Source organism: Streptomyces sp. NPDC051740 (assembly GCF_044453165.1).
In the GTDB taxonomy this organism is placed as follows: Bacteria; Actinomycetota; Actinomycetes; order Streptomycetales; family Streptomycetaceae; genus Streptomyces; species Streptomyces atrovirens.
Genome location: NZ_JBITCL010000002.1, coordinates 73653 through 86045, shown reverse-complemented (window position 1 = coordinate 86045; position 12393 = coordinate 73653). Strand labels below are relative to the sequence as shown.

General features: G+C 71.2%; 9 protein-coding genes. 5 read left to right on the top strand and 4 right to left on the bottom strand.

What is annotated here, in order from left to right:
* Positions 1–14 precede the first annotated feature (14 nt).
* From ACIA6T_RS03480 to ACIA6T_RS03465, 4 genes are all read right to left on the bottom strand, one after another.
* The gene (locus tag ACIA6T_RS03480) at positions 15–536 is read right to left on the bottom strand and encodes a DUF4232 domain-containing protein (RefSeq protein WP_399444884.1); all 522 of its coding nucleotides are present in this window, start codon (positions 534–536) and stop codon (positions 15–17) included.
* Between the two features lie 355 nt (positions 537–891).
* Positions 892–1761 carry an acyl-CoA thioesterase II gene (gene tesB, locus ACIA6T_RS03475; protein WP_385058580.1) on the bottom strand — a complete coding sequence of 290 codons (870 nt, stop codon included), beginning with the start codon at positions 1759–1761 and terminating at the stop codon, positions 892–894.
* Between the two features lie 35 nt (positions 1762–1796).
* Complete coding sequence (locus ACIA6T_RS03470; protein ID WP_399444883.1) at positions 1797–2954, bottom strand: acyl-CoA dehydrogenase family protein; 1158 nt, start codon at positions 2952–2954, stop codon at positions 1797–1799.
* Positions 2955–3137: 183 nt separating this feature from the next.
* Positions 3138–3734, bottom strand: a complete 597-nt coding sequence (locus ACIA6T_RS03465) for a TetR/AcrR family transcriptional regulator (RefSeq protein ID WP_399444881.1) — start codon at positions 3732–3734, stop codon at positions 3138–3140.
* Between the two features lie 87 nt (positions 3735–3821).
* Here ACIA6T_RS03465 and ACIA6T_RS03460 point away from each other — a divergent pair, with 87 nt between their 5' ends.
* The 5 genes from ACIA6T_RS03460 to ACIA6T_RS03440 all read left to right on the top strand — a co-directional run bounded on the left by ACIA6T_RS03460 (position 3822) and on the right by ACIA6T_RS03440 (position 12383).
* Positions 3822–5438 (top strand): carboxyl transferase domain-containing protein, encoded by a 1617-nt coding sequence (locus tag ACIA6T_RS03460; RefSeq protein WP_399444880.1) that lies wholly within the window; start codon positions 3822–3824, stop codon positions 5436–5438.
* Between the two features lie 14 nt (positions 5439–5452).
* Entirely contained in the window at positions 5453–7462 is a 2010-nt protein-coding gene (locus tag ACIA6T_RS03455; RefSeq protein WP_399444879.1) for an acetyl/propionyl/methylcrotonyl-CoA carboxylase subunit alpha, read from the top strand.
* The gene (locus tag ACIA6T_RS03450) at positions 7459–8406 is read left to right on the top strand and encodes a hydroxymethylglutaryl-CoA lyase (protein ID WP_399444878.1); all 948 of its coding nucleotides are present in this window, start codon (positions 7459–7461) and stop codon (positions 8404–8406) included. Before ACIA6T_RS03455 ends, ACIA6T_RS03450 begins: the two co-directional genes overlap by 4 nt.
* Before the next feature lie 5 nt (positions 8407–8411).
* Complete coding sequence (locus ACIA6T_RS03445) at positions 8412–9572, top strand: acyl-CoA dehydrogenase family protein (RefSeq protein ID WP_399444877.1); 1161 nt, start codon at positions 8412–8414, stop codon at positions 9570–9572.
* A 606-nt stretch (positions 9573–10178) separates the two neighbouring features.
* Positions 10179–12383, top strand: a complete 2205-nt coding sequence (locus ACIA6T_RS03440; RefSeq protein WP_399444876.1) for a glycoside hydrolase domain-containing protein — start codon at positions 10179–10181, stop codon at positions 12381–12383.
* The last annotated feature ends 10 nt before the right edge of the window (positions 12384–12393 follow it).

Below are 12393 nucleotides of genomic sequence, written 5' to 3'. Positions count from 1 at the left end.
GGTGGACGCGGGGATCAGTTGACGAACGGGACGGCGTCGGCGCGGTCGGCGTGCCAGTTGGTGGCGATCGGCCGGTCGACCGTGGCGGTGTCGGGGAGGCGGAGCGTGACGGAGTTCTCCTCGTCGCCGGCGACCGAGAGGTGGAGCCGGTCGAACTGGATGCCGTTGTCGTTGTTGGTGGACTTGGGGCTGATGCCGGCGTAGGCGGCGGTGGAGCCGGCGAGGACGACGTCGTCGCTGACGCTGTGCTCGGCGGGCGAGACCGCGGTGTCGGGGTGGGAGCCGAAGGAGGCGGAGGGGAACACGCCCTCCAGGTGGCAGACGATGCCGGGCTTGGCCTTGGCGGTGACCAGGTAGTAGCCGCCCGCCTGCGTCTCGGACGTGACCTTGAGGTTCAGGTCGCCGGTCGCGCAGGGCCGGGTGGTGAGGCTGCCGCTGTCGGCGGTGGCCGTGGCGGTGGCGGCGCCGCCCAGGGCGAGCGCGGCGACGGCGGCCAGGGCGAGGCGGGCGGAGCGGGCGGCGAAGCGAGAACGCATGGTGGTCTCCATGGTGTGACGTGGTGGATCGGCCGGCGGGCTGCCGGGATGACCGCAGCTTGTGCCGTGATCCGTCCCACCCGCCACACCGGACGCCCAGCACGGGACGCCGGAACGCTGGAACGGCCTCTGACCAGCACGGATGCCGGCCGCCTGGAACGGTCCGCTGGGACGCGGACAGCCGTCCGATCCGTGCGCCGTGGAGAGGGAGAGGCCGTCCGGCCCGTACGCCAGGAAGAGGGAGAGGCCGTCCGGCCCGTGCGCCAGGAAGAGGGAGAGGCCGTCCGGCCCGTACGCCGTGGAGAGGGAGAGGCCGTCCGGCCCGTACGCCGTGGAGAGGGCGTCCGGAGCCGGCTCAGGAGCGCGGGACCCGGACCACGCCCTCCTGGATGACCGAGACCGCGAGGCGGCCGTCCTGGGTGTAGATGCGGGCCTGGCCGAGACCCCGGCCGCCGTGGGCCGAGGGGGACTGCTGGTCGTACAGGAGCCACTCGTCGGCGCGGAACGGGCGGTGGAACCACATCGCGTGGTCCAGGGAGGCGCCGACGACGTCGCCGACGGCCCAGCCGCCGCGCCCGTGGGCGAGGAGGACGGAGTCCAGGAGCGTCATGTCGGAGACGTACGTGGCGAGGACGACGTGCAGCAGGGGGTCGTCGGCGAGCTTGCCATTGGTGCGGAACCAGACCTGGGAGTGGGGTTCGCGCGGCTCGCCGAAGCGGCCGTAGGGCGGCTCGTCGACGTAGCGCAGGTCGACGGCGGCGCGGGCCTCCAGGAAGCGCTCCACGACCTCGGGGGCGAGGTGGGCGTACCCGCGCAGGCGTTCCTGCGACGTGGGCAGCGTGGCCGGGTCGGGGGACGGCGGCATCGGGTCCTGGTGGTCCAGACCCTCCTCGTACGTCTGGAAGGACGCCGAGAGGTGGAAGATCGGCTTTCCGTGCTGGACCGCGACCACCCGCCGGGTGGTGAAGGAGCGGCCGTCGCGGATCCGGTCGACGGTGTAGACGATCGGGGCGCCGGGGTCGCCGGGGCGCAGGAAGTACGCGTGCAGGGAGTGGGCGGGCCGGTCCTCGGGGACGGTCCGCCCGGCGGCGACCAGTGCCTGCGCCGCGACCTGCCCGCCGAAGACGCGGGGGACGACGGCGCTGCGGGAGTGGCCGCGGAAGATGTTCTCCTCGATCTGCTCGAGGTCGAGCAGATCGAGGAGTTCCTGTAGTGCCTGACTCATGGGGTCAGTTGTATACGGCAGGGATTTCGGGGGGCTTACAGGCCCATGTCCTTGGCGATGATCGTCTTCATGATCTCGCTGGTGCCGCCGTAGATGCGGTTGACGCGGTTGTCCGCGTACAGGCGGGCGATCGGGTACTCGTTCATGTAGCCGTAGCCGCCGTGGAGCTGGAGGCAGCGGTCGATGACGCGGTGCGCGACCTCGGTGCAGAACAGCTTGGCGGAGGCGGCCTCGGCGGGGGTCAGCTCGCCGGCGTCCAGGGCCTCGGTGGCACGGTCGGCGACGGCCTCGGCGGCGTCGACCTCGGCCTGGCAGGCGGCCAGCTCGAACTTGGTGTTCTGGAAGTGGGCGACCGGCTTGCCGAAGACGGTGCGCTCCTGCACGTACTGCTTGGCGAACCGGACGGCGGCCTTGGCCTGCGCGTAGGCGCCGAAGGCGATGCCCCAGCGCTCGGAGGCCAGGTTGTGGCCGAGGTAGTAGAAGCCCTTGTTCTCCTCGCCGAGCAGGTCCTCGACGGGCACCTTGACGTCGACGAAGGCCAGCTCGGCGGTGTCGGAGGTCTTCAGGCCGAGCTTGTCGAGCTTGCGGCCCACCGAGTAGCCCTCGGACTTGGTGTCGACGGCGAAGAGGGAGATGCCGTGGCGGCGGTCCTCGGCCGTCGGGGCGGCGGTGCGGGCGCAGACGATCACCTTGTCGGCGTGGACGCCGCCGGTGATGAAGGTCTTGGCGCCGTTGAGGACGTAGTGGGAGCCGTCCTCGCTGAGCTTGGCGGTGGTCTTCATGCCCGCGAGGTCGGAGCCGGTGCCCGGCTCGGTCATCGCGATGGCCCACATCTCCTCGCCGGTGACGAACTTCGGCAGGTAGCGCTTCTTCTGCTCGTCGGTGGCGAGCATCTTGAGGTAGGGCAGGGCGAGCAGCACGTGCACGCCGGAGCCGCCGAACTGGACGCCCGCGCGGGCGGTCTCCTCGTAGAGGACGGCCTCGAACTTGTGGGTGTCCATGCCCGCGCCGCCGAACTCCTCGGGCACGCTGATGCCGAAGATGCCCAGCTCACCGAGCTTGCAGTAGAAGTCGCGGGGCGCCTGGCCCGCCGCGAACCACTCGTCGTAGACGGGGACGACCTCGGCCTCGATGAAGGCGCGGATGGTCTCCCGGAACGCCTCGTGATCCTCGTTGAAAACCGTACGGCGCACTGTCCGCCACCCCTTCTTGCGCCTAAGCCGGCGCCGCTCTCGCGTACGTGGTTGCTCGCCGTGGGGGTTCCTCAATCGATGGTTGCGGTCCCACGTGTCTAAGCGCTTGCTCAGATCAAAGATACCGGCGAGTATCCACAGCCGTCCAGAGCGGAGACCCCGTAATGCTCGTCACCCCCGGAGTCACCCCGTGCCCGCCGCCGCGAACGCGCCCCGGGCCATCCGGTGCAGCAGCCCGGCGGTGCCGGCGCGGCCGGGCAGGGAGCCGGCGCGGGTCAGGTGGGGGGTGGAGTTGAGCAGGCCGAACACCGAGTGGACCGCCGAGCGGGCGGCCGGTTCGGCCAGCTCCGGGTAGAGCTCGCGCACCACGCCCACCCACAGCTCGACGTACTGCCGCTGCAGCTGGCGCACCAGCTTGCGGTCGGTGTCCCGGAGGCGGTCCAGCTCACGGTCGTGCAAGGTGATGAGGGGGCGGTCGTCGAGCGCGAAGTCGATGTGCCCCTCGATCAGCGAGTCGAGGACCGCCTCGGGGGCCACCCCGTCGGCCTCCTCCAGGCGCCGCTTCGCGCCGGTCAGCAGCCGGCCGCTGATCCCCACCAGCAGCTCCGCGAGCATCGCGTCCTTGCCCGCGAAGTGCCGGTAGAGCCCGGGGCCGCTGATGCCGACCGCGGCGCCTATCTCGTCGACCCCGACGCCGTGGAAGCCGCGATCGGCGAAGAGCCGGGCGGCCTCCTTGAGGATCTGCTCACGGCGGGTGGGGGCGTCGGTTCTGGTGGCCATGAAGACGATTCTAGACAGCACGGTTAGCGGTCGTTAACCTGAGGGAAATGCGTTAACGCTCATTAACAAGGTGAGGGGACCCGCAGGATGCATGAGGCACCGGAGCTTCACAGCGCGGCCGATCCCGCGTCGGAGGCCTTTCGGGCCAACGAGGAGGCGCACCGCGTCCTCGTCGAGGAGCTGCGCGGCAAGCTGGCCGCGGCGGCGCTCGGCGGCGGCGAGCGGGCGCGGGCACGGCACACCGCGCGCGGGAAACTGCTCCCGCGCGAGCGCGTGGACACCCTCCTCGACCCCGGCTCGCCCTTCCTGGAGCTGGCCCCGCTGGCGGCCGACGGGATGTACGAGGGGCAGGCCCCGGCGGCCGGAGTGATCGCCGGGATCGGGCGGGTCGGCGGCCGGGAGTGCGTGGTCGTGGCCAACGACGCCACCGTCAAGGGCGGCACGTACTACCCGATGACGGTGAAGAAGCACCTGCGCGCGCAGGAGGTGGCCCTCGACAACCGGCTCCCCTGCGTCTACCTGGTGGACTCCGGCGGTGCCTTCCTGCCGATGCAGGACGAGGTGTTCCCGGACCGGGACCACTTCGGGCGGATCTTCTACAACCAGGCCCGGATGTCCGGCGCCGGCATCCCGCAGATCGCGGCGGTGCTCGGCTCGTGCACGGCGGGCGGGGCGTACGTCCCGGCGATGAGCGACGAGGCGGTGATCGTCCGCGACCAGGGCACGATCTTCCTCGGCGGCCCGCCGCTGGTGAAGGCGGCCACCGGTGAGGTGGTCACGGCGGAGGAGCTGGGCGGCGGCGAGGTCCACTCGCGGGTGTCGGGCGTGACCGACCACCTCGCGGAGGACGACGCGCACGCGCTGCGGATCGTCCGCACCATCGTCTCCACGCTCCCCGCGCGGGGGCGGCTTCCCTGGCAGGTGGAACCGGCCGTCGAGCCCAAGGTGGACCCGGCGGGGCTGTACGGGGCGGTGCCGGTCGACTCCCGCACGCCCTACGACGTACGCGAGATCATCGCGCGGATCACCGACGGCTCCCGTTTCGCGGAGTTCAAGTCGGAGTTCGGACAGACCCTGGTCACCGGCTTCGCCCGGATCCACGGCCACCCGGTGGGCATCGTCGCCAACAACGGCATCCTGTTCTCCGAGTCCGCGCAGAAGGGCGCCCACTTCATCGAGCTGTGCGACCAGCGCGGCATCCCGCTGGTGTTCCTGCAGAACATCTCGGGCTTCATGGTGGGCCGGGACTACGAGGCGGGCGGTATCGCCAAGCACGGCGCCAAGATGGTCACGGCGGTCGCCTGCACGCGCGTGCCGAAGCTGACGGTGGTGGTCGGCGGGTCGTACGGGGCGGGCAACTACTCGATGTGCGGGCGGGCGTATTCCCCCCGGTTCCTGTGGATGTGGCCCAACGCCAAGATCTCGGTCATGGGCGGCGAGCAGGCCGCCTCCGTCCTCGCGACCGTCAAGCGGGACCAGCTGGAGGGGCGCGGCGAGGAGTGGCCGGCCGAGGACGAGGACGCCTTCAAGGCCCCGATCCGTGCGCAGTACGAGCGTCAGGGGAACGCCTACTACGCGACGGCCCGCCTCTGGGACGACGGCGTGATCGACCCGCTGGAGACCCGGCAGGTCCTGGGCCTGGCCCTGACCGCGTGCGCCAACGCGCCACTGAGTGACCCTCAGTTCGGCGTCTTCCGGATGTGAGGGGACGGACAACGATGTTCGAGACAGTGCTTGTGGCCAACCGGGGCGAGATCGCGGTGCGCGTCATCCGCACCCTGCGGTCGATGGGCGTGCGCTCGGTGGCGGTGTACTCCGACGCGGACGCCGACGCCCGGCACGTCCGGGAGGCCGACACGGCGGTACGGATCGGGCCGGCGGCCGCTTCGGAGAGCTATCTGTCGGTGGAACGCCTGCTCGAGGCCGCCGCCCGCAGCGGCGCGCAGGCGGTGCACCCGGGGTACGGCTTCCTGGCCGAGAACGCCGGGTTCGCGCGGGCGTGCGCCGAGGCGGGGCTGGTGTTCATCGGGCCCCCGGCGGACGCGATCGCCCTGATGGGCGACAAGATCCGCGCGAAGGAGACGGTGCGGGCGGCCGGGGTCCCGGTGGTCCCGGGTTCGAGCGGCAGCGGCCTCACGGACGGGCAGCTGGCCGACGCGGCCCGCGACATCGGTGTGCCGGTGCTGCTGAAGCCGTCGGCGGGCGGTGGCGGCAAGGGCATGCGCCTGGTGCGGGACGCCTCGGCGCTGGCCGACGAGATCGCCGCCGCGCGGCGCGAGGCCCGCGCCTCCTTCGGCGACGACACACTGCTCGTCGAGCGGTGGATCGACCGCCCCCGGCACATCGAGATCCAGGTGCTGGCCGACGGCCACGGGGGCGTCGTCCACCTGGGTGAGCGCGAGTGCTCGCTGCAGCGCCGCCACCAGAAGATCATCGAGGAGGCGCCCAGCGTGCTCCTCGACGAGGGGACCCGGGCCGCGATGGGCGAGGCGGCGGTCCAGGCGGCCCGCTCGTGCGGCTACCGGGGCGCGGGCACGGTGGAGTTCATCGTCCCGGGCGACGACCCGTCGTCGTACTACTTCATGGAGATGAACACCCGCCTCCAGGTGGAGCACCCGGTCACCGAGCTCATCACCGAGCTGGACCTGGTGGAGTGGCAGCTCCGGGTGGCGGCGGGCGAGCCGCTGGCGTTCGGGCAGGAGGACGTCAGGCTCACCGGGCACGCGGTGGAAGCCCGCGTCTGCGCCGAGGACCCCGCACGCGGGTTCCTCCCCTCCGGCGGCACGGTGCTGAGGCTGCGCGAACCGCGGGGCGACGGCGTCCGCACCGACTCCGGGCTGAGCGAGGGCACGGAGGTCGGCAGCCTCTACGACCCGATGCTGTCCAAGGTGATCGCGTACGGCCCCGACCGCGCGACCGCGCTGCGCAGGCTCCGGGCGGCGCTGGCGGAGACGGTGACGCTGGGCGTACAGACCAACGCCGGGTTCCTGCGGCGGCTGCTGGCGCATCCGGCGGTGGTGAGCGGCGACCTGGACACCGGGCTGGTGGAGCGTGAGGTGGACGGGCTCGTACCGGACGAGGTGCCGGCGGAGACGTACGCGGCGGCGGCGCTGCTGCGCCAGGCCTCCCTCCGGCGGCCCGCCGGCGGATCCGGCTGGGCCGACCCGTTCGCCGCCGCCGACGGCTGGCGGATGGGCGGCGAGCGGGCGTGGACGGCGCACCACCTGCGGGTGGCGGGCCACGACCCGGTGACCGTGCGCGTGCGCGGCACGGCGGACGGCGGGACGGAACTGCTGCTGCCGGGCGCCGGCACCCCGGTGCGGGGGTCCGCGGGCCCGGTGGGCGGGCACCGGTTCACCTGCACGCTCGACGGCGTCACCCACACCTTCGCCGCCCTGCCGGACGGCACCTGGCTGGGCCGGGACGGCGACGCCTGGCACGTCCGCGACCACGACCCGGTCGCCGCGTCCCTCACCCGCGCCGGCCAGGCGGGCGCCGACTCGCTGACCGCGCCGATGCCGGGCACGGTGACGGTGGTGAAGGTCGCCGTCGGCGACGAGGTGGCGGCGGGCCAGAGCCTGCTGGTGGTGGAGGCGATGAAGATGGAGCACGTCATCTCCGCCCCGCACGCCGGCACGGTCACCGAACTGGACGTGGCCCCGGGCACGACGGTCGCGATGGACCAGGTGCTGGCGGTCATCGCCCCCGTGGAGGAGGAGACGGCATGAACGCCCCGGAACCGGTCCTGCCCATGGTCGTACCGGCCGAGGGCCTGCCCGCGCGGGTACGGATCCACGAGGTCGGCGCGCGCGACGGACTGCAGAACGAGAAGGCGACCGTCCCGACGGCCGTCAAGGCGGAGTTCGTCCGCCGCCTGGCCGGCACCGGTCTGAGCACCATCGAGGCGACGAGCTTCGTGCACCCCGGGTGGGTGCCCCAGCTCGCGGACGCCGAGGACCTGTACCCGGCGGTGTCCGGCCTGCCGGTGTCGCTGCCGGTCCTGGTGCCGAACGAGCGCGGACTGGACCGCGCGCTGGCGCTGGGCGCCCGGCGGGTCGCGGTGTTCGCCAGTGCCACGGAGTCCTTCGCCAGGGCCAACCTCAACCGCACGGTGGACGAGGCGCTGGCGATGTTCGAGCCGGTGGTGCGGCGGGCGAAGGCGGAGGACGTCCACGTCCGCGGCTACCTGTCGATGTGCTTCGGCGACCCGTGGGAGGGCGCGGTCCCGGTCCCCCAGGTGGTGCGGGTGTGCCGGGCCCTGCTCGACATGGGCTGTGACGAGCTGAGCCTGGGCGACACCATCGGGGTGGCGACCCCGGGCCACGTGACGGCCCTGCTCACCGCGCTCGGCGAGGCGGACGTGCCCGTGTCCGCGCTGGCCGTGCACTTCCACGACACCTACGGCCAGGCCCTGTCCAACACGCTGGCCGCGCTCCAGCGGGGCGTCACCACGGTCGACGCCTCCGCCGGCGGACTGGGCGGCTGCCCGTACGCGAAGTCCGCCACCGGCAACCTCGCCACCGAAGACCTCGTGTGGATGCTGAGGGGTCTCGGCATCGACACCGGAGTCGACCTCGGCCGTCTGGTCGCCACGAGCGTCTGGATGGCCGCCCACCTGGGCCGACCCAGCCCGTCCCGCACCGTACGAGCCCTCTCCCACCAGGAGCAGTGAACGACATGGACCACAAGCTCTCCCCCGAACTGGAAGAACTCCGCCGCACGGTGGAGGAGTTCGCGCACGACGTGGTGGCGCCGAAGATCGGTGACTTCTACGAGCGGCACGAGTTCCCGTACGAGATCGTGCGGGAGATGGGCCGGATGGGCCTGTTCGGGCTGCCGTTCCCGGAGGAGTACGGCGGCATGGGCGGCGACTACTTCGCCCTGGGCGTGGCCCTGGAGGAGCTGGCGCGGGTGGACTCCTCGGTGGCGATCACCCTGGAGGCGGGCGTCTCACTGGGCGCGATGCCGGTCCACCTCTTCGGCACGGAGGAGCAGAAGCGCGCGTGGCTGCCCCGGCTCTGCTCGGGCGAGATCCTGGGCGCGTTCGGTCTGACGGAGCCGGACGGCGGCAGTGACGCGGGCGCGACCCGTACGACGGCCCGGCTGGACGAGTCGACGAACGAGTGGGTCGTCAACGGCACGAAGTGCTTCATCACCAACTCGGGCACGGACATCACGGGCCTGGTCACGGTCACGGCGGTGACGGGCCGCAAGCCCGACGGGAGGCCGCTGATCTCGGCGGTCATCGTCCCGTCGGGCACACCGGGCTTCACGGTGGCGGCCCCGTACTCGAAGGTCGGCTGGAACGCGTCGGACACCAGGGAGCTGTCCTTCCAGGACGTCCGCGTCCCGGCGGCGAACCTGCTGGGTGAGGAGGGCCGGGGTTACGCGCAGTTCCTGCGCATCCTGGACGAGGGCCGTATCGCCATAGCGGCGCTGGGCACGGGTCTCGCGCAGGGCTGTGTGGACGAGTCGGTGAAGTACGCCAAGGAGCGGCACGCCTTCGGCAGGCCGATCGGCGCCAACCAGGCGATCCAGTTCAAGATCGCCGACATGGAGATGAGGGCCCACACGGCCCGCCTCGCCTGGCGCGACGCCGCCAGCCGTCTGGTGGCCGGCGAGCCGTTCAAGAAGGAGGCGGCGCTGGCGAAGCTGTACTCGTCCACGGTCGCCGTGGACAACGCCCGTGACGCCACGCAGATCCACGGCGGCTACGGCTTCATGAACGAGTACCCGGTGGCCCGTATGTGGCGCGACTCGAAGATCCTGGAGATCGGCGAGGGCACGAGCGAGGTCCAGCGGATGCTGATCGCCCGGGAGCTGGGCCTGGCGGGCTGAGCCACCGCCCGCCCGGGCCCTGACGGACACCGGTCCCGCGCCCTTCGGCGCGGGACCGGTCGGCGTGTGCGGGCGCCCGCGTCAGGCCCCCGTGACACCCGAAACGGCCTCGGGGTTGTGCACGATCCCCATTCCCTTCCGGTCACGTTTCCATCACGAATCCTCCCCCTCGACTCCCGGAACAACACAGTCTGTCCATAGCGGACTTGACCGGCCGTCAGGGGAAAAGCAAGATCACGAACGTTGCCACGGAGCACGCGACCGGTGTGCCGGGCACAGAGCCGAGGGGGCAGCCGGGTCCGCGCGACAGCTTCCAGCAGCGCGTGCCGCCGTACGGGCGGCGCGCACGGACACTCGGGGGGACCTGCTCCACGTCGCCGCGCCACGATCCGGTGGCGGGCGTTCCACTGACCCGCACCCCTGAAGGACCGCCCCGCCGTCGAGCGGCCGCGCACCCGCGGCCGTCGCACGCCCGCGCGCCGTCACCGCTCACGGCCGGGCGGACGGCGCCGCACCCGACGCAGCCGTACAGGCCACGAACGACCTCATGACCGGCGGGCCCCACAGGGTCCGCTCCGTGCCGGACCGACAGGAGAAGACGGAGTCATGGCTGACGAAATGGTGCTTCGCGCCCAGAGATTCATCAACACCACGTACAACGACGGCGCGACCCTGGGCATATCCAAGCTGAGCGAGAACGGCCAGACCGGCTGGCCCGTGATGTACGCCCTGACCCGGGCGCTCCAGTACGAGATGGGCATCACCGCCCTGTCCAACTCCTTCGGCCCGACCACCCTCGGAAAGCTGGGGGAGCTGTACGGCAAGCTCGACGAGACGACCATCCCGTCGGCCAACTTCTGCCGCATCATCCAGTCCGCCCTGTACTGCAAGGGCTACGACGGCGGCGACATCGACGGACAGTACAACGACCGGGTCAAGGACGCGGTCGCGAAGCTCAACCAGAACATGGGCGTCTCGGGCACCTACCCGGGCAGCTCCCTGTGGCCCAAGGTGGTCAAGGGCCTGTTCAACATGGACGCCTACGTCACCGTCAGCAACGGCTCGGACAGCATCCGTTCCATCCAGCAGTGGCTGAACGGCCGGTACATCCTGCGCAAGGACTTCTACGTCATCCCCTGCGACGGCCACCACTCCCGCGACGTGGCCAAGTCGATGCTGTTCGCGATCCAGTACGAGCTGGGCATGGCGGACGGCGTCGCCAACGGCGTGTTCGGACCGGGCACCCAGTCCGGCCTGAAGAGCCACACCGTGTCGAACGGCTCCACCGGCGTCTGGGCGCAGCTCTTCACCGCGGCCATGATCCTGAACAAGCGGAACGTCCCCTTCGGCAACTTCACCTCCACGGTGCAGTCCGGCGTGGAGACCTTCCAGTCCTTCAGCAAGCTCCCCGTGACCGGCCAGGGCGACTTCCAGACCTGGGCCTCGCTGCTGGTCTCCTACGGCGACCAGTCCCGCAAGGGCACGGCCTGCGACGGCGTCACCAAGATCACGCCCGCGCGGGCGCAGGCCCTGAAGGACGCCGGCTACAGGTACATCGGCCGTTACCTCTTCAACCCCTCCGCCACGAGTCTGCCGGAGAAGCAGATCCAGCCGGGCGAGCTCGCCACCATCAAGGAGTACGGGCTCAGCTGCTTCCCGATCTTCCAGACGTGGAGCCGGTCCGCGGACTACTTCAGCCACAACCAGGGCACCATCGACGCGTTCCGCGCGATCGAGTGGGCCAGGTACCACGGCTTCAAGGCCGGCACCATCATCTACTTCGCCGTCGACTACGACGCGATGGACGGCGAGGTCACCGACTACGTCATCCCGCACTTCCGCGGGATCATGCGCACCATCGGCGAGAACTCCGGCTACCGCGTCGGCATCTACGGCCCGCGCAACGTCTGCCAGCGCGTCTCCGACGCCGGCTACGCGGTGACGAGCTTCGTCTGCGACATGTCCAGCGGCTTCTCCGGCAACCTCGGTTACCCGCTGCCCACCAACTGGGCGTTCGACCAGATCTCCACCATCACGGTCGGCTCGGGCGACGGCCTGATCGAGATCGACAACAACATCGCGTCCGGACGGGACTACGGCCAGAGCGACTTCAACCCGGGCGCCGACCTCAACGAGCTGGACACCGACCTGGACAAGGACGCCTACCGGGCCCCGATGCTCCAGGACGTGAAGGCGTACCTGGAGTCGATCGGCGTACCGGAGACCGGCGGCGACGGCTGGACCGACAAGGACTGGGCCTCCCTCGGCGGCATCTCCACCACCGAGGCCTTCGACGCGGTGATGGACGCGGACTGGCTGTTCACCTCGCTGGCCCGGTCGCTGCGGATGCGCAAGGCGCTCATCCAGGCGCCGGTCCTGTGGGAGCTGCGCAAGCTCAACCCGCTCGACTTCATCGCCGACGCGGCGGTCAAGGCGGGCGAGAGGGACGACTGCAGCACCGGCTGGGGACAGATCTTCGCCGCGACCGCCATCAAGGCCCGCAACTACTGCATCGGCGAAGGCATCATCAACGGCGAGGGGCTGGACTACAACTCCTCGGCCGACCTCCGCAAGGTCTGGTACCAGCTCCACGACGACCAGGAGTACAACGTCCGCACCGTCGCCTACGTGCTGCTGTGGAACTCGGAGCTGCTCGGCATCGACCGGCCCGACCTGAGCGGAAACGTCCACGTCACGGAGGCCGTGCTCGGCCAGTACAACGGCACCGGTCCGGACGCCGAGCAGTACGGCCGGGAACTGATGGGCCTGTACAACGTCCTGGAGCAGTACAACGCGTTGTCCCGCGCCTAGTGCCGGCGGC